This window comes from Vibrio qinghaiensis, assembly GCF_002257545.1.
Classification (GTDB): Bacteria; Pseudomonadota; Gammaproteobacteria; order Enterobacterales; family Vibrionaceae; genus Vibrio; species Vibrio ordalii.
Window position 1 is genome coordinate 2,507,030 of the sequence record NZ_CP022741.1, and the last position, 21,073, is coordinate 2,528,102.

Sequence of the window (21,073 nt, forward strand, 5' to 3'; positions counted from 1 at the left end):
TTAAATGAAAGATAAAAACATTCACCATTCATATCGAGATCAACATCGCATAGCTAGAGCAAATACTTGAACTAAGCGCAAACTTTCAACAAAGAAGGTAAAGGGGGTTTTCGACAGTGATATTGCCGTGAGGTGAACAGTCTTATTTTTCTAAAAAGAAAGGCAAACAAGGTGCTCCGTACACGGCAAACACCTTAGTTTGATTATTGTGATTGGCTAAAAGAGAGGTAGCGATCAAAGACCGCCTGGGCGCGACCGGTTTTTTGCGCATCGAGAAAGTAGTCATTGAGCTGATTTAGCAGCGGCATCGAATTTTCTAAACTGCGACGAACTTGCACGTGGTACGGCTTGTTTTTAGCGAGCAAATGGTGAACGATTGGCCGATTAATTTGATATAGACCCAACTGAATTCCACCATAAATGGGTTCAATTTCACTCACAAACCAGTCACAGCGCTCTTTTTGCAGCATATTCAGCGCTTGCTGTACGGAATTTAAATAGAGAGAGGGTTCTCTAGACAGTGCAAAATTCTCATAATTAAAGCCATTAACTCCGCATAATACGCCATCAACGGATGGGTCTTTTAAATCTTCATGATTGTCTGGCAGCGTAAAATAACCGAGTTGAATCGTATAAAGCGGGACCGAAAAATAGCTGTACTCAGCCCTTTCTGCGCGATAACTTGCATCCCATGTCAGATCACAGCGACCTCGCTCTTGTTTCAGTTCATGCTGGACTCGCGCCCAAGGCATAAAATAAAACTGGTAATCGATGTTATGAGATTTTAATGCGTCCAACACCAGCGTTGTCGCTGAGCCAGTTAAGGAATCGGTTTTTTCTTGATGCGAACTCCCCTGCCAATAGGTAAATGGCGGCCAAACATTCACATCACCAACACAAATACGAACTGGCTCTGCGGCGGCGGCACTACAGATGAACATCAATCCTAATAACAGCAGTCGTCTCATGTTCAAAACTCATCATCATGGTTATGATTTAAAGTGTAGACCTAAGCCTACAATACAAAGAGAAAGATCAAATTTTATTAAGCAGAAGTAAAAAATAAAGCTAGGAAAACCTAGCTTTATTTAATGAGAAAAGAGTTAGATTGTCGCAGAAAAAACTAAGGACGCTCGACAAACCCTACCGCTTTAAATGCTTTTTTCAAGGTGATCGCAGCGCGAGCCGAGGCTTTTTCTGCACCCGCTTTCATTACTGAATCAAGATACGCGCGATCTTGTCGAATGCGCGCGTATTCAGCTTGTACCGGCTCCAGCATGGCAACCAGCGCTTCGCCAACATCTTTCTTGAAAGGACCGTACATCTCAACACCTTGATATTGCGCTTCGATCTCAGCAAAGCTTTTGCCTGTCGCTGCAGAGTACAAACTCATCAAGTTGGAGATACCCGCTTTATTTTCGGTATCAAAAGCGATGCGTGGTGGCGTTTCAGTATCTGTCTGAGCCTTATTAACCTTCTTGATAATCGACTTTGGATCTTCCAGCAAAGTGATGACGTTCTTACGGTTATCATCTGACTTAGACATCTTCTTCGTCGCATCTTGCAGGCTCATTACTCGCGCGTTCACTTGCGGAATGTAAGGCTCTGGAATGGTGAAGATCGGCTTTTCAGGACTATAGATATTGTTAAAACGAGTCGCGATATCGCGCGCAAGCTCTAAGTGCTGCTTTTGGTCACTGCCCACGGGTACTTGGTGCGCGCCATAAAGTAGAATATCGGCCGCCATCAACACAGGATAACCGAATAAGCCCGCATTCACATCGTTCGCATAACGTGCTGATTTGTCTTTGAACTGAGTCATGCGGCTCAATTCACCCATCTGCGTGTAGCAGTTGAGAAGCCAACCCAATTGAGCATGCTCTGGTACGTGTGACTGAACAAATAGCGTGCTCTTTTTAGGGTCAACACCAACTGCAAGACAGATTGACAATGCATCTAGCGTGGCTTCATGCAGTGCTTTCGGATCTTGACGAACCGTGATCGCATGCAGGTCAACCACGCAGTATTGACAATCATAGTCATCTTGCATCTGTTGCCATTGACGTAGAGCACCCAAATAGTTACCGATACTTAGTTCACCTGACGGTTGAACACCACTCAATACAATGGGTTTGCTCATAGGGATGATTTCCTTGCTACTTAAAATGAGATAAGACTGAAAATGTCTGTGAAAAAAAACCGCGCTCATTCGCTAAGTGATACTTGATTTAGCGATAACGCGGTTTATGCAGTGTACTCATTGACGAGTATTTTACTAGCGCATTGTGTGAACTTTTATGCTGAAACTCGCAACACATCAAGCAATTGGTCGATACAGTCCGCCACGTAATCAGGGTTGGAAGCTGAAATGGGCTCACCGTGATTGTAGCCATAAGTCAAACCAAACGAATAACAACCCGCATTTTTAGCCGCTAAAATATCGTTTTTCGAATCCCCAACCATCAACATTTCCTTAGCCGTTAGTTGATGTTTATCCAATAGCCAGTTAAGCGCTATTGGATCAGGTTTTTTGATCGGGAAAGTATCACCACCAATCACATCAGTAAATAAGTGCTCAATACCATGTTGTACCAATACGTCAGGTACAAACTTAGACGGTTTATTGGTCACCAAAGCTAATCTGAACCCAGCGCTGTGTAGCTGCGCTAAGGTTTCTTTCACTTGGGGATATAAATGGCTCAGTTTATGGCCCGTTTGGGCATAAAATTCATCAAAACGCTCACGAGCGGTGGCTTTGATCTCATCGCTAAGATCAGGGTTGATGGTTAAACTTTGGCTAAGTGAGCGAGCGATCAGCACATCTGCACCATTGCCGACGTAATCACGCACTTGCATTTCTGATACCGATGAATAGCCTAACGATTGCACCGTTTGATCAGCGGCTACGGCTAAATCTGGCACGCTGTCGAGCAAGGTACCATCGAGATCAAAGGCGATTAATTTAATTGAGCTTAAAGACATCTTAACTTCCGAATAATAGACAAGGAGCACAAAACCCCTTGTTGCGTCATGAGTATGTAACTTAGTAATGATTGACGTTGTTGTAGTGAGTATTTTTGCTTAGCGCGTCACTTTGGCTAATTCTGCGCGCATCTCATCAATCACAGTTTGGTAATTCGGTTGGCCAAAAATAGCCGAGCCTGCGACAAACATATCTGCGCCTGCTTGCGCAATTTCACGAATGTTATCGACTTTGACTCCACCATCAATTTCAAGGCGGATATGACGACCCGATTGCTCAATCAATTGACGCACCGCGCGCAGTTTATCCAACGTATGCGGAATAAAAGATTGTCCACCAAAACCAGGGTTAACCGACATCAGCAAAATGAGGTCCACTTTATCCATGATAAATTCGAGATGCGCAAGTGGCGTAGCTGGGTTGAGCACTACACCCGCTTGGCATCCGTGCTCTTTGATCAATTGCAATGTGCGATCAACGTGATCAGAAGCTTCCACATGAAAAGTGATCATCGAAGCCCCTGCCTTGGCAAAATCAGGAATGATGCGATCAACTGGTTTAACCATTAAGTGGACATCAATTGGCGCCGTAACACCATAGTCACGCAGCGCCTTACAAATCGGAGCACCAAAGGTCAAGTTGGGAACGTAGTGGTTATCCATTACATCAAAATGGACAACGTCTGCCCCAGCGGCAAGCACTTTCTCAACATCTTCGCCAAGACGAGCAAAATCTGCTGAGAGTATAGATGGGGCAATTAGGAAATCTTTCATACCTGACCTCTTAGGCTAGTGAGTGCAAATGCGTGATGAACAAAATTCGCCCACAATTCTACCTAAGCTGACCAAGATATCCTAGCGCGACACCCGATTTAACGGAGAAATGTTAATCTTCGCATTCCGCTGTATTGAACAGCGCCAACAACTCATCTACTTTGTTGCGCCCTGCCCCATTACGGCTAATGGTGCGCTTAACCTTGACCACGTTAAGTTCTGCACCATGATACAAACGGCGCGTTAACTTAGTGTCATGATTGGAAATCAGCACTGGTATGCCACGATCATTGGCGGCTTTTTCAGCGACATCGGCCAATGAGGCTTGATCATCCAATGAAAAGCCATTACCAGAATAAGAAGTAAAATTGGCGGTAGTAGAGAGTGGCGCGTATGGCGGATCGCAATAGACAACACAGCCCTTGCGAGCACGACGAAACGTCTCTTCGTATCCTTCGCAAATAAAGGTCGCTTTCTTGGCTTTCTCGGCAAAAAACTCCAATTCTGCTTGCGGGAAATAAGGCTTTTTGTAGGAACCAAAAGGCACATTGAAACCGCCTTTTTTGTTGTAGCGACATAAACCATTAAAACCAAAACGGTTCATGTATAAAAACGCCAATGATCGATACAGTACATCATCGGTTTTATTGAACTCTTTACGAATATCGAGATACGCTTCTTTACGGTTGTTATCGGCCGTGAACCAACGCTTAGATTCGGTGATGTACAGTTCAGGTTGATCTTTAATCAGGTTGTACAAGTTGATGAGATCAGGATTGATATCGGCCAACAAATACTGTTCAAAATCAGTATTGAGGAACACAGAGCCAGCACCAACAAAGGGTTCAACCAGTTTACGCGCTGGCGGCAGGTGACGTTGAATCTCTTCGACTAGGCCATACTTACCACCAGCCCATTTAAGAAAGGCACGCTGCTTCTTCATTTACTGCTCTATCTTTCAACCACGAAATAAGGCTGCGGAATGTAACATATTTTTGCGTCAAGCTCAGCGTTATTTCGCACGATCAATCTCTCGCTGTACTTGGCTGAGTGATTTGGCCCAAGGGCCTTGCAATTGCAACGCTTTCGGTAAGGTTTCAACGGCATCACGTGCTAACTGGATGGTTGGATAATTACCATAGGTGATGATGTACCACTCCACATCATTGCGTGCTGTCGGATAAATACGCACCTTCTCTTGTAGCGCGTAGGTATTAAGAAAATTTTGCGCTTCACTAAGGGTACTGACCGCCGCTAATTGCAAAGTATAGCTGCGTGGCGAGAAGGCTTTGAGTTCTTCTCTTGCAAAGGAGAAGGTGATTTTCGTTGGCGCAGCAGCAGTGGCAGCCTCACTTACTGGCACAGTTTGCGCGGTGCGGTTTTGTGCATCAACTAGTGCATTATTACTCAGTGACGTATCGGCTTTGGTCGAATTGCCTTCCAAAAGCGCATCCACAACATCAGACTCAATCACCACTCGTTGCTGATCGCTGTCAATTATGCCCACGCTCTCTGAATTTTCCATCACATCGGGTGGTAACGAACTGGAATCATCTTCAGCACCTAAATAACTCGGGTCACTTTTCGCAAGCACCTTCCCACTATTGGTGGTGTCAGTTGCTGAATCATCAAGTGTATTGACTGTTGGTGCAGCGGCATCCCCTAGCGTCGGGATTACCGTCTGCTCGAGTGTGCCTGTAATTTGCGACGCTTGCTCATCGGGTGAGGGTTGGGTAAATAGCCACCAGTAACCACCACCAATGATGAGCAGAAGCAGTAAAACCAAGGCAGCGATCTGCACAGGAGAACCGATAATCGAACGGATGATGATCCTTTTTTCCATTTTCTGCTCTCCTAATGCCATGATTTCCCCAGGCACGCGTTTCACCTTTTTGTAAGCGTTGCGTACGCGGCGCTCCATCTCATCGGGTACATAACGCATGACCAGATTTTCAAAAAAGCGATCCGCTTCTTCATTGCTCAGCGCTTCAATCTCTAGCTCTACAGGTTTATGCTCTTGTCCATAGCTTAAACGGGTCAGCAAAGCATCAAGGCTATTGGCTTGTGCAAATAATACGACATTGATGGTCCACAATGGATTGGCTTGTGCTTCTAATACCAGCATCCATAGCTCGGACACTAAGGTTTCGGAGAGTAAATGAGCGTCATCGACAACTATCACCACATCACAACCGCCACCATCAAGTAGACGAGCTAAGCTGTCAGAAAGTGTATCGTGAGGATTAAATAACGGGCCTGAAACGATTTGGGTAAGAATGGTCGCTCGACGCTGCTGGTCATCTTGATTGGGATGACACAGCAACAGCGATTGGTTTTTATCTTCGGCCCACGCTTCTAAATAACGCTGTGCTAACCAAGATTTACCAAAACCTAATCCACCACCAACAGTAATGACATTTGAGCCAAAATTGGTCAATAATTGCAAACGCTCAAGTAGCTCGACTTGCGAATCTAATTCCAATATACGTAATTCATTCGCCAAACTCATTAGGCCGTCCTACTGACAGACAACTGTCAAATTAGTATCAATGAAGATTTACAGGGTACGGCAGAAGTCAATCGCTTGTTCAATGACCGCTTCGGGTACACCTTTCACTACTTGTGATGTACCAATACTGGTTGGTAGCACCAAACGTAGTTCGCCTGAAAGCACTTTTTTATCACGCATCATGTGTTGCATAAAGTCAGAAAACGACATGCTTTCGGGCGTATGAATCGGTAAATTTGCTCTTTTGAGTATAGAAACAATCCGCTCAACTTGCTGATCGTTAATTAAACCTTGTAACTGCGCCGTTTTAGCGGCCATCACAGTTCCGGCAGAAACCGCTTCACCGTGTAGCCAATTACCATACCCGAGCTGCGCTTCAATCGCATGACCAAATGTATGACCTAGGTTCAACAACGCGCGAATTCCCGACTCTTTTTCATCTTGAGCGACCACATCGGCTTTAATTTGACAGCAGCGAGCGATGGCATAACTTAGCGCTTGCTCATCTAAGGCATAGAGTTTATCGAGATTCTCTTCCAGCCAGACAAAGAAATCATGATCGTAAATGATGCCATATTTGATCACTTCCGCCATACCAGCGGCAAATTCTCGCGCTGGTAAAGTCGCCAAACATTCAGTATCAATAATGACGGCTTTCGGCTGATAAAATGCACCAATCATGTTTTTACCTAAAGCATGATTGACTGCGGTTTTACCGCCAACGGAGGAGTCCACTTGCGAAAGCAGCGTGGTCGGTATTTGGATAAAATCGACTCCGCGCTGATAACAGGCTGCGGCGAATCCAACTAAATCACCAATCACACCACCACCTAAAGCGATGATCACCACATCACGGCTGTAATTACCTTCCAGCAGGTAACTCATCACCATATTAAATGTATCTAAAGTTTTATATTGTTCGCCATCTGGCAGTTCAAGCAAGGAGACGTTACAAGCATGCGGTGCAAGAAGGGCGAAGATTTTATCCGCGTACAAAGGCGCGACCGTCACATTACTGATAACGACGACTTTTTGTTTGGCCGATAAGAAAGAAAGGAGGGCCGGATCATTAAATAATCCGGCGCCAATTGAGATTGGGTAGCTACGCTCATCTAAACTGACCGTAATCCGTTCCATGGTTTGCACTCCAAAATAAAGAACTTAGGAATGTTCTTCTAGCATTTTTACGATCTCGTTGGCTACCACTTTTGCACCTTGATCGTCAGTACGAACCGTAAAATCAGCGATCTCAGCGTAAAGATCGTTACGTTCATCGGCCAAACATTCTAAGACTTCACGTGGATTGTCTGTTTGAAGCAATGGTCGTTTTTTGTCACGGTTCGTGCGTGCAAGTTGTTTTTCAATCGTCGTTTCAAGGTAGACCACAATACCACGAGCAGATAAACGATTACGGTTTTCTTTACTCTTAACAGAACCACCGCCTGTTGCGAGTACAATACCTTGTTTCTCGGTTAGGTCATTAATTACAGCTTCCTCACGTTTACGGAAGCCCTCTTCACCTTCGACGTCAAATACCCATGCGATATCTGCGCCTGTACGCTCTTCAATGACTGTATCTGAGTCTAAAAACTCCATATGCAGTTGTTGAGCAAGATGTCTACCAATTGTACTTTTGCCGGCGCCCATTGGGCCAACAAGGAAAATATTGCGTTTCTCAGCCATGTTTAGCAGTAATTTACAACGTTAATTCAATGACATCGCCACAAGATTAGCCAGTATAATACTGACCGTTAAGACGCTCGTGGCACCTATTCCTCACAGATGATTCGTGATAAGACCCGAAATTATCTAGATATGGTGCCACTAATGCAACTTTATTTTTTAACCAATCGCAATATCAGCCGTAAGTTATTGAATGACGACTTTCGGTGTCACGAAAATCAGCAGCTCACTTTTGCCTACTTGTTCATAGGAACGGCGGAACAATGCACCAAGTAATGGCAAATCACCAAGTAATGGCACCTTATCCACCGTATTGTTGACGCTATGTTGGAATATTCCACCAAGGACCACGGTTTCTCCATTATTGACCAATACTTGAGTGCCAATACGCTGAGTATTAATTGCAACCGCTTCTCCCGTCCCTGTTTTTACAATATCCCCAGGCCGGTCTTGAGTGACACTGAGATCTAACACTAAGCGATTATCCGGCGTTATCTGCGGCGTCACTTTTAAACTCAGCACCGCTTTTTTGAAGGCGACTGTCGTTGCGCCGCTGGAAGAAGACTCCAGATAAGGGATCTCCGTACCCTGCTCGATGTAAGCGGGTTTCTTGTTGGTCGTGATCAAACGAGGGCTGGAAATGATCTCTGCTTTCGACTCACGTTGCAGCGCTGAAAGCTCTAAATCCAACAACATATCCGACCCCAACTTAGCCACTTGGAAGGCAATACTTGAGGCATTAGCGGAGGTCGCTGCTAAGTTTACGTTAAGGAAATCATCAACGGGCAATGTACTTTCTCCCGACTTATCCACTTGGAATAAATTACTTTCAATACTTCCGCCTACGGTGTTGTTGCCATTGGTCGAGGTAAAGCCCCAGCGTACGCCAAGCTCATCCAAATTCCCTTCATTAACCGTAACAATACGCGCTTCAATTTGCACCTGTTTAACCGGAATATCGAGTGATTCAACAATTTGGCGTATCACCACAATATTCTCCGCCAATTCGCGGATCAGTAGTGAGTTGGTTCGCTCGTCGATACTGATGGAACCTCGCTCAGACAACATACTAACGGCCCCTTCACCACCAATCATCTGCGCAATATCAGACGCCTTAGCAAAATTAATTTTGATGATTTCAGAACGAAGATCGCCCAACTCTTCAGCCAAACGTGCCTTTTCAAGTTGCTGCTTTTCACGTAAATCCATCTCTTCTTTAGGTGCCACTAAAATCACATTGCCGTCAACACGCTTATCCAATCCCTTGACTTGCAAAATGATATCGAGCACTTGCTGCCAAGGCACGCCATCAAGCCGTAGCGTCAAGTTACCAGTGACCGAATCTGAGACGACTAGGTTAAACGCGTTATAATCTGCGATAAGCTGCAAAACATTTCGCACAGGAATATCTTGAAAATTAATCGAGATGAGCTTGCCCTCTTTCTCAAGAATGCTCTTCGGCTTAGGTTTTTCTTGTTCTTTCAGTTTGCCAATCACCACCTCAAGGTATTTCCCTTTCAAGCTGTAATCATACTTAAACTCGCCATGAATGGTCGCCAGTAACTGTGTACTTGGCTCTTTGCGCAATACCTCGATACTCTCAACAACGGTTGCAAAATCTTTGACATCCAAGACATACAGTTTCTCATTGGAGACATCCGTCTTAAGCAGTTCAATTTGTAAACCGTCAGCCACTTTCTGCACATTAACTACCGTCGAGGGTGATGCGAGTTCAACAATCAATACCGCATCTTTGTTTTTATTGACTCGAAAGTCGATGCCTTTAAGCTCGTTGGTCTGCGCGGTTTCTGTCGCCACACTTACCCCTGCAACACTTAGCCCTGCAACACTCAATAATAAGCCAAATAAGAGGCTCCGAAATACCATAGTCATTTGTGTCTGTCGTCCTTTAATCATAGTGATTTCTCTAAATTCAAATTCTATTTCAGAGCCAATTTGACGTTTCGTTGATTCCAACAACCTAAGCCGTCTGGCAAGGTTTCATTGATCAGCAGGTAATTGGAATCAACTCGAGTAACTTTGCCGTGATTCAAACCTAAATATTGTCCCGCTTTCACGTTAACGACCTTGCCTTGAGGCGTTTGTACTAATGCCGATACCCCGCCCCCGCTACTCATCACGCCTTTTAATCGCAGTTGATTAAGCGGATAGCGCTCTAGCTGGCCATTTTTACTGCGAGCCGGAGGCTGCCAGCAGTCGGCCTTCACTACAGGCTGATTTTGTACAATCGCTTCTTTAGGCAACACAAAAGGTTCGCGGGATTCATGTTGCGCATAATGAGTAACTTGAAACTGAATAATGGGTTTTAATTTGGCGACGTCTTTGCGTGCTTGCCCCTCGACCCGCTCTACATAAACTTTCAATGGATCTTGATTCGCCTTACAACCAACCAATACGCTGGTAATACACAGCACCATCAGCAGCAGATTATTGTGCTTCATCGTCCACCTCTTTCTTGAATTGATAGGTATAAGCGCGCACCCTAAAATGTAACGTACTGCTTTCCTGGCTAACCCGTTGCCAGTCAACATCATCGAAATTAATGATGCGGGGCAATTTCGCGATCGCCTCTGAAAAATCACCAATGTCGTGGTAATTACCGGTCAATTCGATATTGAGCGGCAAACGATACAGAAACTCTTTATTCTGTTTCTCTCCCCAATCAATACGTGTAAAGGTTAACGCGTTATCTAGCCCTAGTTCATTGACCGATGCGAGCATGCTTGCGAGCTCTTTTTGCACGGGTAATTGGCGTAATAAAAAGTCATAACGTTCGGTTAATTCATCCAGTTGAGCTTGCAACTGGGGTAAGGTGGCGGCTTTGCTGGCTTTAATCCGTAAGGTCGATTTCAGCACCTCTTCTTGCTGTTTTAAGTTCTGCAATTGCTCATTTTGAGGCATCAGGTAGAACCACGCGCCAACACCTTGAATAATCAGCATCAACAACACAATAACCAACAGTTGAGGCAGCAACGGCCATTCAGCCATTTCATCCATATCAAGATCTTGAAAACTAGTCATGAACAGCTCCTGTAGGCCGAATCTTGGTTAGCGCAGCGCCCTGTGGTGTCGGGGAATGAAACATAAATGACACTTTAAACGTCTGAAAATCCTTACCAAATCGCTTATTACCATGCACGATAGAGTGCATGTTGACATCGGAAAGTAAGGCTGATTTTTCAAAATTATCGAGCATGGTCGCAAGACGCGCAGTGCTGTCACTGATGCCGGTGATTTCAATTTCTTCACCATTCATTTTGATCTTATCGACGTAGACTCCTTCAGGCATAAGCTGTGGCATCAGGTTCATCAACTCGGTGGTTTTATTGCGTTGGCTTTGCAATGACTCGACGACCGACAAGCGAGTTAATAGTGCCTTGTGTTCTTGTTCCGTTATTTTTAATGCATTGATCTGTTTATCAAGCCGCTGAATGTATTGATTCAAATAAGCCAGACGAGACTCTTGCTGCTGTGCTTGCCCAGAGAAATACAAACCGATACCCCATTGAATACCAACAGCGCTCATCACACCTAAGACGACCAAGCCCATAAAACGACGCTTATGCGCCGCTCTTTGTTCCTCTCGCCAAGGCAGTAAGTTAATGCTATGCAACATGAGAAGACTCCAACCACTCGATACCACGCAGTGCAAGACCCGCTGCGGTGCTAAAACTCTGCCCAGACAGCTCACCCTGCTGGCGTTTCGCTAACTTATTGTTAAACAGAAGGAAAGGATCGAGAATCTCGCACTCAAGCTTGAGACGCCGCGAGATCTCTTGCGCCAACATCGGAGTATCTGCGCCACCACCTGAGAGCCAAATGCCTGCTAAACTGCCCGCGCCATTGACGGAGGTGAAAAGCTGCAACTGACGTTGAAGTCGCTCGATCAACTCATGCACAAAGCGCTCGTTTTTATCAGCTAATTCGGCATTGGTGCCCGACATCACACGGTCTTGGGACAACCACTGACAACCGAGAGGGATTTCTTTATGAAAAGGGGCTTTATCAGTAAAATCAATACAGAGCGCCGTTTGGGTATGGCCCACATCCATGAGCATCCAATCGCTGCGATGCTGTGCCCTGCTCGCCAACTGCCAAATGTTTAACAAACTGTGTATTTGCACATCAACCGCGATCGGTAAAAAGCCCGCTTTTTGCGCCGCTAACGCGCGGCTTTCCACGACGTCTTTGCGGGTGGCGTAAACTTGATAACTTACGGTACTACTGCGACTTACGCTTTTTTTCATCACTTTGACGAAATCGAGACTCAGCTCTTCCATCGGGAACGGTGACTGATGAGAAAATGCCTGATAAATAGCAAACTCTTTTTCAGGCGCCTGCAGGTCACTATCTATCTGTAATACCTTACTTATTACCGCATTGTCCGGTACCGATATGGCGACTTTGTGACTAAATAGTGGTAAACCCTTTCTTAGTTCTTTGAGTTTCTTTACAATTTTCTGATAATCCAGCGTGTGGTTATCAGAGAATATATCCTCTGTAATAAGTAGTTCTTTACAGCCAATCAGTGTATATGAATCACCTGCTGGCTTTAATACCACCGCTTTAATACTATAGTGGCCAATATCTATACCCGTAACCAATGATTTACCCATACGGCTTAGCTCCAGTAACGCTGCTTAGGCTTAGCTCGATTTGCTTATTTTGAGGTTAAATAAGCCACAATTTATTTTTAGAGCTAAATTTTTAGCCTAGAGTACAAGGGTTTGCATAAGGGCAGCCTTAACTAAACAGGGATTATCCGGTGAAGTTCATAAAGCGATTGTTATTACTTTCATTGATTTGCATTATTCTTGGAGTCACGACGGTATTTGGCTTCTATTTTTACGTGAAGCCAGACCTCCCCGATGTAGCGACTTTACGTGATGTACAATTGCAGACACCGATGCAGGTCTACAGTCAAGATGGCAAGCTCATCGCCCAATTTGGAGAAAAGCGCCGAGTTCCGCTGCGCATTGAAGAGATCCCGTCTGAACTTATCGAAGCAATTATCGCCACCGAAGATAGCCGCTTTTACGAGCATTATGGCTTTGACCCGATTGGTATCACGCGAGCGGCGGTTGCGGTTATCGCCTCTGGTAGCGCTAAACAAGGTGCAAGTACCATTACTCAGCAGCTTGCTCGTAACTTCTATCTCTCTAATGAGAAGAAAATCATGCGAAAAATCAAAGAGATTTTTATCGCTATCCATATCGAACAATTGCTGACGAAAAAAGAAATCCTAGAGCTTTACCTCAATAAAATTTATCTCGGTTATCGCTCTTATGGGATTGGAGCCGCAGCTCAAGTCTACTTTGGTAAAGAAGTACAGGACTTAACGCTGAGCGAGATCGCACTGATAGCTGGCCTACCAAAAGCGCCTTCGACCATGAACCCTATCTATTCTCTAGAGCGCGCCACTAGCCGCCGTAACGTGGTACTACAGAGAATGCTCGATGAGAAATACATTACCCCAGCGCAATATACGCAAGCTCGCTCTGAACCGCTGATGTCTAAATATCACGGCGCTGAAATTGAACTCAGTGCGCCTTATGTAGCAGAAATCGCCCGTGCATGGATGGTGGAACGCTATGGTGAAGAAGCCGCTTATACCTCTGGAATGATTGTCACCACAACGGTAGATTCCAAACAGCAGCAAGCCGCAAGTAAAGCTGCAATCAATAACCTACTCGCCTATGATGAGCGTCATGGCTATCGCGGCGCAGAAAAAGTGGTTTGGAAAGAAGGTCAAACACCATTCAATGAACAGCAACTGGCCGAGCACTTAAATAATGAGCCGACTTATGGAGATTTATTGCCAGCCGTCGTTACTAACGTAAACAACCAATCGGCGACGGTTTGGGTGAAAAATAAAGGGACCCAAACTATTGATTGGCAGGGTATGAGCTGGGCTCGCCGTTTCTTAACCGATTCTCGACAAGGCCCAGTACCGAATAAAGCGACTGAGATATTAGCGGCTGGTGAACAAATTTGGGTTCGTAAGCGCGCTGAGCATAACGATGGCAATACCACTGACGAAGTACCACTGTGGTTCTTAAGCCAAGTCCCCAATGCCAACACTGCCTTTGTCACCATGAACCCAGACAACGGTGCAGTATTGGCGCTGGTTGGCGGCTTTAACTTTGTACACAACAAGTTTAACCGTGCAACACAATCGGTGCGACAAGTGGGCTCAAGTATTAAGCCCTTTATCTACTCAGCCGCCATCGATCAAGGCATGACCTTAGCGACGCTGATTAATGATGCGCCGATTAACCAATGGGACCAAAGCCAAGGCACTGCATGGCGTCCTAAAAACTCACCACCGACTTATATTGGCCCTACGCGTCTGCGCATTGGCTTGGCTCAGTCTAAAAACGTGATGGCGGTGAGAGTGCTACGCGCTGTTGGTCTGGATGAAACACGTGAGTATCTCACTCGATTTGGTTTTAATATTGACCAAGTGCCACGTTCAGAAACCATTGCCTTAGGTGCAGGAAGCTTAACGCCGGTTAAGATGGCGCAAGGTTATTCTGTGTTTGCCAACGGCGGCTATTATGTTGAACCCTATTACATCAGCAAAGTTGAAGATCCCTTTGGCAAACTTGAGTATCAAGCCACACCAAAAGTCGTTTGCCAACAGCAATGCACCCCAGACACAAATGAGTTCGATGAGCAAGATGTTGCATCGCACTATGCTCCACAAGTAATTTCGGAACAAAACGCATTTCTTGTCCGAGAGATGATGTACAGCAATATTTGGGGTGGCGGAAATTGGCGTGAAGGAACGGGTTGGAATGGTACAGGCTGGCGTGCACAAAAGCTGGGGCGTCGTGATATTGGTGGTAAAACAGGAACGACCAATGATTCCAAAGATGCGTGGTACAACGGTTATGCACCGGGCATGGTCGCTATTGCTTGGGTCGGGTTTGATGATCATAACCGTAACTTAGGTAAGACCACTGAAAACAGCAACGTAGATGACGACGGTGTATCCGGTGCGGAAGCTGGCGCGAAAACGGCACAACCGGCTTGGATTGATTTTATGCGTCAAGTACTGGTCGATGTGCCAGCGCAAGACAAACCCATTCCAGCGAATATTGTGCGGGTTAGAATCGATATCGATACTGGCTTATTAACCACTAAGTTTGACTCAAGTTCGATGTTTGAATACTTCATTCAAGGTACAGAGCCAACCGAGTACGTCGCAGAGAGTGTCTCTGACAACATCTACTCTTCACCTACAGGTGAAGAGCTGTTCTAAAGCTCAATAAAAAGAGGCTAAATTTAGCCTCTTTTTTTATTTCTCATTTAGCTTAGTTTTGATTGCCTGAGCCAACTGCTCAAAACGCTGTCTCAGCGGCGATCCCGGCCGATAAGCTAATACTAAGCGGCGTGAAGGTTGTGGGTTGACCGCTTTAAGGTAACAAACGCCATCCTTCTCTTTGACATCTGGTAAAGAGAGCTCTGGTAACAGGGTAATTCCCCCACCCGCTGCGACCATATTACGCAGCGTCTCTAAACTGGTCGCTTTAAAACGCTCGTCATCTTTTGCGCCTGCCGCAAAACAGAAGCCCAAGGCTTGATCGCGCAAACAATGACCATCGCCTAATGCCAGTACAGTACGTCCTCTTAGCTCAAGCATCTCTACTTCATTTCTATTGGCCCACTCATGTGCGCTTGGCACTGCAATACTCAAAGCTTCGTCATACAGATCAATCTCTTTGAAATGAGCCGTTTCAACAACAGAGGCTAGCACCAAGCAGTCAAGTTTCCCATCCTCAAGCTGACGCACCAATTGCTGGGTTTGAGCTTCATGTAAATAGAGCTCCAGCTCAGGAAATTGCTCTTTTAAAAAGGGCACAATACGTGGCAAAAGGTAGGGGCCTAAGGTTGGAATGAATCCAATATGGATAGGACCACTCATCGAGCCGCCCTGACCGCTGGCCATATCTTTGAAGGTTTTGACTTCACTTAAAATACGTTTGGCCTGATCGACCAATTGCAAGCCAGAATCGGTGAACAACACTCGGCGGCTACTGCGTTCTAATAATACCGTTCCCAGTTCATCCTCAAGTTTGCGGATCTGGCCACTGAGCGTTGGCTGGCTCACAAAACAAGCTTCTGCTGCTTTACGAAAATGTTTATGTTCAGCTAATGATACTAAGTACTCAAAATCACGAATGTTCATCTTTAACCTCAATAGAGCTTACCTATCAAAACCATAGCATCAAACGATTGGAGCTATCAAAGGTTTTCTTCCATAATGGCTCCAACAAATGAGAGCAACGGCTCTTTAACGAATAATGAAACTTAGAAAAATCACAAGGAAAATAGAATGTTAGTATCTAAAGAAGGCCAAGCGGTACCACAAGTCACTTTCCCTACTCGCCAAGGTGATGCATGGGTTAACATCACAACAGATCAATTATTCAAAGGTAAAACTGTCATCGTATTTAGCTTGCCAGGTGCTTTCACCCCAACCTGCTCATCAAGCCACTTGCCACGTTACAACGAACTGTTCCCTGTCTTTAAAGAGCATGGCGTTGATGACATCCTATGTGTTTCAGTGAACGATACCTTTGTAATGAATTCTTGGAAAGCAGACCAAGAAGCAGAAAATATTACTTTCATTCCTGATGGTAATGGCGAATTTACTGACGGTATGGGTATGCTAGTTGATAAAAGCCAAATCGGTTTTGGTAAGCGTTCATGGCGTTACAGCATGCTAGTCAAAGACGGCATCATCGAAAAAATGTTTATCGAAGCTGATGAACCGGGTGACCCGTTCAAAGTATCAGATGCTGATACCATGTTGAAATACATTGCTCCGACTTATAAAACACAAGAATCGGTGACCGTATTTACTAAACCAGGTTGCCCATTCTGCACTAAAGCCAAACAGCACTTGATTGATCACGGCCTTCAATATGAAGAAGTGGTACTAGGTAAAGATGCAACTACCGTCAGCCTGCGTGCAATCACAGGTCGCACCACTGTTCCGCAAGTATTCATCGGCGGTAAACACATTGGTGGCAGCGAAGAACTGGAAGCTTACCTAGGCTAATCACGCCTGCCCTAGGGAAATCTTCCTAGGGCATCCTCCTCATTTAGACTCAATGACAGCATTATTAAATGTTGCCATCGACTATCCACATTCCAAATTTAGAGAAAGCGATGATGAAACAGTTAAACGTTGATGTAGCCATTATTGGTGGTGGGACCGCCGGACTCGGCGCTTATCGTGCAGCAAAAGCACATACGACTAGTGTCGTCATGATCGAAGGTGGCCCATACGGAACCACATGCGCTCGCGTCGGCTGCATGCCATCTAAGTTACTGATTGCGGCCGCTGAAAGCGTCCATCACATCCACAAAGCTCCTGCTTTTGGGGTTCATCCTCAAGGTGAAATTGTCATTAATGGACGTGAAGTGATGGCGCGGGTAAAACGTGAACGTGACCGCTTTGTCGGATTTGTGCTTGAAGGCGTTGAGGAGATCCCCGCTGAAGACAAAATCTCAGGCTACGCCCAATTTATCGACAACCACACCCTACAGGTAGACAACCATACACGAATCAACGCCAAGCGGATCGTGATTGCTACCGGTTCTCGCCCAGCCTACCCCGCGGTATGGCATGAACTTGGCGATCGCTTAATCATTAATGACGACCTATTTGAGTGGGACGACTTACCCGAATCTGTTGTCGTATTTGGCCCTGGGGTGATTGGCTTAGAACTAGGTCAAGCCTTACATCGCTTAGGGGTAAAAGTGAAGCTGTTCGGCATTGGTGGACAAGTTGGCCCATTAACCGACCCTGATGTGATGGCTTACGCCGATAAAACGTTTAAAGAAGAATTCTATTTAGACGCTGACGTTAAAGTGGAAAGCATGAAACGCATTGCTTCTCCAACAGGCCAAAACGACAAAGTTGAAATCCAATTCATCAACCGTGAAGGTCAGCTTGAGATATTTATCGTTGACTATGTGTTGGCGGCAACCGGTCGACGCCCGAACATCGATAAATTGGCGATTGAAAATACCGATGTAGCCCTTGATGCGCGCGGCGTACCAACGGCCGATCACTATACGCTGCAAACCTCTGTAGACAGTATTTTCATTGCTGGTGATGCCAGTAATCAACTGCCACTGCTTCATGAAGCCGCCGATCAAGGTCGTATTGCAGGGGATAACGCTGGCCGCTACCCAGATATTCGCGCCGGGCTTCGTCGTTCCTCTATCTCAGCGGTTTTTTCAGACCCGCAAATTGCGATGGTCGGTGAATCCTACAAACAGCTAACCACTCGTTTGGGAAATTGTGGCTGTTTTGCTATCGGTACGGTGTCGTTTGAAAATCAAGGCCGTTCACGCGTCATGCTGCGCAATAAAGGGTTATTGCATGTGTATGGCGAGCAAGGAACAGGGCGATTTTTAGGCGCTGAAATGATGGGACCGAATGCGGAGCACTTGGCTCATTTACTGGCGTGGGCACATCAAAATCAGATGACGATTTCACAGATGTTGGATATGCCTTTTTATCACCCCGTAATTGAAGAAGGCGTGCGCACCGCGCTGCGTGACCTAAACGCGAAACTTCATTTGGGCCCTGAGATGATCAAGCATTGCATGGACTGCGGTCCGGGCTGTTAACCTTAAATATCCATTCATACGGCCGCCCTTGCGCGGCCATTTTTTATACGCTTTAGTTTCAGCCGCTCCTTAGACTCACACCTTCGCGCACGTTATACTGCCGTTATTTTCTCTTGAATGAGCGCCTTTATGCCTTGCGATAACTGTCAATCTTCGTGGTTTTGGAAAAAAATCGGCCGCTGCCAATCTTGTATGGATCAGCTCACTGTACTGTCGGTTGGATGCTGGCTTGTGTGGTGGTGGCTATGTAGAGATAACCCAAAAACCATTGAATCAATCAGTTTACTGATGGCTGGCTTTGCCTTTAACGGTTTGCTGTTTTTACATTTATGGATGAAGTTTGTGGTACTCCCTTGGCGTAAGCGGCAAAGGCGCGACAAATAAAAAGCCAAAGAGCGCAAAAGAAAAAAGCCCCAGAACCAATATTAGGTTTGGGGCCTTCTTAGATTCTTCTAAGAAAAAGCAGTGGTACAGATATAGACCGCGCCTTTCTTAAATTGTTCCGTGACCATTCGATCTTTTTGAGATCTTTTTACACAGCATAATTAACGCGAATAACCGCTTTGGTAATCAATGTATTAAGCGACCTTGACTCGCTTGATGATCTGCTCAACCAAATTGATCTCAAGCGCCACTTCATCACAAGCGTGCTGCCGTGGACATTGTTCACAATCTTTGAGTACTTTCTCTGGCAGTAGGCTTTTTGAGGTTGGAATAAAGTCATGCTTCATGAAAAACTCTGGCGTTCGAGTCAGAACAAACACTTTCTTAATCGCCATTTGCCGCGCTTTATTGACTAAATACGAGACGATCGCTTTTCCTTGTCCTTGACCTTGCCAACCTGCTTCTACACCAAGCGAACGAATTTCAGCCAACCCAGAGTCATAGACATATAACGAGGCGCATCCCGTCACTTCACCATGGTGTTCCGCCACGGCAAACGAACCAATATCGCGCACCAACTCATTGCGTGAACGAGGCAGATTTTCTCCCATATTCGCCCAATAAGTGACCATACTTTCTAGCGTTTCAATATCCGTCAAATGGGCAGGACGAACTTTCACCGCCGTGGTGTCACGTTTGTCTAAACGCGCTTTGGCTTGATCAACCGCATAGGCCACTTGTTTTGGCGAAACGCCACCTAAAGCGCTGCGTTTTTCTAAGCAAGATTCGATGGTGAGGATCGCATAAACATCATCTTCAATGACCGACGAAAACTCTTTAAGCTCGGCAAGGGTCAGCTCTTCAAGTGCACACCCTTTCGCAATCGCGCCAACCACCGCTACGCCCACAATATGGTGCGCTTCACGGAAAGGGATCCCTTTGGCGACTAAATAATCAGCTAATTCGGTAGCATTGGCATAGCCTTGTTTGGCCGCTTCTAAAGTCCGTTCGGTTTTAATTTTGATGCCATCAAAGCAAAGCGCAGCCATTTCCATGCAGTCGTTCCAAGTATCCAGCGCGTCAAACAGCCCTTCTTTGTCTTCTTGCATATCTTTGTTATAAGCCAGTGGTAAGGCTTTGACCGTCATCATCATGCCCGCAAGCGAGCCATAAACACGGCCCGTTTTGCCACGGATTAGCTCTAATGCATCAGGGTTTTTCTTTTGCGGCATCAAGGATGAACCCGAAGTCACGGTGTCAGCCAGTTCGATAAAACCAGACTCACCCGAGTTGTAGAAGATCATATCTTCCGCCAAGCGCGATAAGTGCAGCATCGAGATCGACGCCACCGACATCAATTCCATCACGTGATCTCGGTCAGATACTGAATCGAGCGAGTTGCGCGTGGCACGGCGAAACCCTAAATGATGAGCAAGCTGTTCACGATCAATCGGATAGGCCGTACCTGCCAGCGCGCCGGAGCCAAGCGGACAAGTATCAAGGCGCTTAATCGCATCATTTAAACGAGAGTAATCACGCTCAAACATTTCAACATAGGCCAAACACCAATGCGCAAAGGTCACTGGTTGCGCACGTTGCAGGTGGGTATAACCGGGCAAAACCGTCGCTTGGTGCTGCTGAGCAACCGACACTAATTTCGTTTGCAGGCGATCTAACCCCAACAGTAATTGTTGACCTTGCTGGCGGCACCACAATTTTAAATCGGTCGCGACTTGGTCATTACGAGAGCGCCCAGTGTGCAGCTTTTTGCCTAAATCACCCACTTTGCTGATCAACTGCTGCTCAACCCAAGAGTGAATATCTTCTGCATCAGATCGTAAGATCTGCTCAGGATCTTCCATCACTTCCAGTTTGAGTTCGTTGAGCGCAAGTTCTAGTTTTTGCTGCTCCTCTTCACCCAAAACATTCACTGACACCAACGCCTTTGACCATGCTATAGAGCCCACAATGTCTTGTTCAGCCAATCGGTAATCAAAGCGAAGTGAATCGTTGAACTCTTTGAACCTCGTGTCTGCTGCTTGGGTAAATCTACCGCCCCATAATGCCATT

At 45.8% G+C, this 21,073-nt stretch carries 18 protein-coding genes and 1 pseudogene; 4 read left to right on the forward strand and 15 right to left on the reverse strand.

What is annotated here, in order from left to right:
• Nucleotides 1–203: 203 nt before the first annotated feature.
• From CCZ37_RS11670 to pilM, 13 genes and pseudogenes are all read right to left on the reverse strand, one after another.
• Entirely contained in the window at nucleotides 204–968 is a 765-nt protein-coding gene (locus CCZ37_RS11670) for a substrate-binding periplasmic protein (protein WP_094500577.1), read from the reverse strand.
• 155 nt (nucleotides 969–1,123) lie between these two features.
• The gene (trpS, locus tag CCZ37_RS11675) at nucleotides 1,124–2,140 is read right to left on the reverse strand and encodes a tryptophan--tRNA ligase (RefSeq protein ID WP_010317701.1); all 1,017 of its coding nucleotides are present in this window, start codon (nucleotides 2,138–2,140) and stop codon (nucleotides 1,124–1,126) included.
• Between the two features lie 155 nt (nucleotides 2,141–2,295).
• Entirely contained in the window at nucleotides 2,296–2,982 is a 687-nt protein-coding gene (locus CCZ37_RS11680; protein WP_094500578.1) for a phosphoglycolate phosphatase, read from the reverse strand.
• Nucleotides 2,983–3,081: 99 nt separating this feature from the next.
• A complete protein-coding gene (rpe, locus tag CCZ37_RS11685) occupies nucleotides 3,082–3,756 on the reverse strand; it encodes a ribulose-phosphate 3-epimerase (protein WP_010317698.1) in 675 nt (224 codons plus the stop codon).
• Nucleotides 3,757–3,868: 112 nt separating this feature from the next.
• Nucleotides 3,869–4,699, reverse strand: a complete 831-nt coding sequence (locus CCZ37_RS11690) for a Dam family site-specific DNA-(adenine-N6)-methyltransferase (protein ID WP_088729178.1) — start codon at nucleotides 4,697–4,699, stop codon at nucleotides 3,869–3,871.
• 69 nt (nucleotides 4,700–4,768) lie between these two features.
• Nucleotides 4,769–6,265: an AAA family ATPase gene (locus tag CCZ37_RS11695; protein WP_094500579.1), complete on the reverse strand. Its 1,497-nt coding sequence runs from the start codon at nucleotides 6,263–6,265 to the stop codon at nucleotides 4,769–4,771.
• 48 nt (nucleotides 6,266–6,313) lie between these two features.
• Entirely contained in the window at nucleotides 6,314–7,402 is a 1,089-nt protein-coding gene (aroB, locus tag CCZ37_RS11700) for a 3-dehydroquinate synthase (RefSeq protein ID WP_094500580.1), read from the reverse strand.
• A 24-nt stretch (nucleotides 7,403–7,426) separates the two neighbouring features.
• Nucleotides 7,427–7,948, reverse strand: coding sequence for a shikimate kinase AroK (gene aroK, locus CCZ37_RS11705; RefSeq protein WP_010317691.1), 522 nt, complete (start codon nucleotides 7,946–7,948; stop codon nucleotides 7,427–7,429).
• A gap of 186 nt (nucleotides 7,949–8,134) precedes the next feature.
• A pseudogene (locus CCZ37_RS11710) lies at nucleotides 8,135–9,736 on the reverse strand (type IV pilus secretin PilQ); the annotation flags it as partial.
• Between the two features lie 152 nt (nucleotides 9,737–9,888).
• A complete protein-coding gene (locus tag CCZ37_RS11715; RefSeq protein WP_010317687.1) occupies nucleotides 9,889–10,410 on the reverse strand; it encodes a pilus assembly protein PilP in 522 nt (173 codons plus the stop codon).
• Nucleotides 10,397–10,990, reverse strand: a complete 594-nt coding sequence (locus CCZ37_RS11720; protein ID WP_094500582.1) for a type IV pilus inner membrane component PilO — start codon at nucleotides 10,988–10,990, stop codon at nucleotides 10,397–10,399. The genes CCZ37_RS11715 and CCZ37_RS11720 overlap by 14 nt, the downstream gene beginning before the upstream one ends.
• On the reverse strand, nucleotides 10,983–11,585 hold the full coding sequence (locus CCZ37_RS11725) for a PilN domain-containing protein (RefSeq protein WP_094500583.1): 603 nt from the start codon (nucleotides 11,583–11,585) through the stop codon (nucleotides 10,983–10,985). The genes CCZ37_RS11720 and CCZ37_RS11725 overlap by 8 nt, the downstream gene beginning before the upstream one ends.
• A complete protein-coding gene (gene pilM / locus CCZ37_RS11730) occupies nucleotides 11,575–12,585 on the reverse strand; it encodes a type IV pilus assembly protein PilM (protein WP_094500584.1) in 1,011 nt (336 codons plus the stop codon). The genes CCZ37_RS11725 and pilM overlap by 11 nt, the downstream gene beginning before the upstream one ends.
• A gap of 149 nt (nucleotides 12,586–12,734) precedes the next feature.
• Here pilM and CCZ37_RS11735 point away from each other — a divergent pair, with 149 nt between their 5' ends.
• Nucleotides 12,735–15,233 carry a penicillin-binding protein 1A gene (locus CCZ37_RS11735; protein WP_010317677.1) on the forward strand — a complete coding sequence of 833 codons (2,499 nt, stop codon included), beginning with the start codon at nucleotides 12,735–12,737 and terminating at the stop codon, nucleotides 15,231–15,233.
• Between the two features lie 36 nt (nucleotides 15,234–15,269).
• Here the strand turns inward: CCZ37_RS11735 and oxyR are convergent, their stop codons facing one another.
• Complete coding sequence (gene oxyR / locus CCZ37_RS11740) at nucleotides 15,270–16,160, reverse strand: DNA-binding transcriptional regulator OxyR (protein ID WP_094500585.1); 891 nt, start codon at nucleotides 16,158–16,160, stop codon at nucleotides 15,270–15,272.
• A gap of 147 nt (nucleotides 16,161–16,307) precedes the next feature.
• Here oxyR and CCZ37_RS11745 point away from each other — a divergent pair, with 147 nt between their 5' ends.
• From CCZ37_RS11745 to CCZ37_RS11755, 3 genes are all read left to right on the forward strand, one after another.
• Nucleotides 16,308–17,036: a redoxin family protein gene (locus tag CCZ37_RS11745; RefSeq protein ID WP_010317674.1), complete on the forward strand. Its 729-nt coding sequence runs from the start codon at nucleotides 16,308–16,310 to the stop codon at nucleotides 17,034–17,036.
• 113 nt (nucleotides 17,037–17,149) lie between these two features.
• Nucleotides 17,150–18,619, forward strand: coding sequence for a dihydrolipoyl dehydrogenase (locus CCZ37_RS11750; protein ID WP_094500846.1), 1,470 nt, complete (start codon nucleotides 17,150–17,152; stop codon nucleotides 18,617–18,619).
• A gap of 129 nt (nucleotides 18,620–18,748) precedes the next feature.
• Nucleotides 18,749–19,003: a DUF3624 domain-containing protein gene (locus CCZ37_RS11755; protein ID WP_010317669.1), complete on the forward strand. Its 255-nt coding sequence runs from the start codon at nucleotides 18,749–18,751 to the stop codon at nucleotides 19,001–19,003.
• Between the two features lie 194 nt (nucleotides 19,004–19,197).
• Here CCZ37_RS11755 and argH read toward each other — a convergent pair whose 3' ends face one another.
• Nucleotides 19,198–21,072: an argininosuccinate lyase gene (argH, locus tag CCZ37_RS11760; RefSeq protein ID WP_094500586.1), complete on the reverse strand. Its 1,875-nt coding sequence runs from the start codon at nucleotides 21,070–21,072 to the stop codon at nucleotides 19,198–19,200.
• Between the last annotated feature and the right edge of the window lies 1 nt (nucleotide 21,073).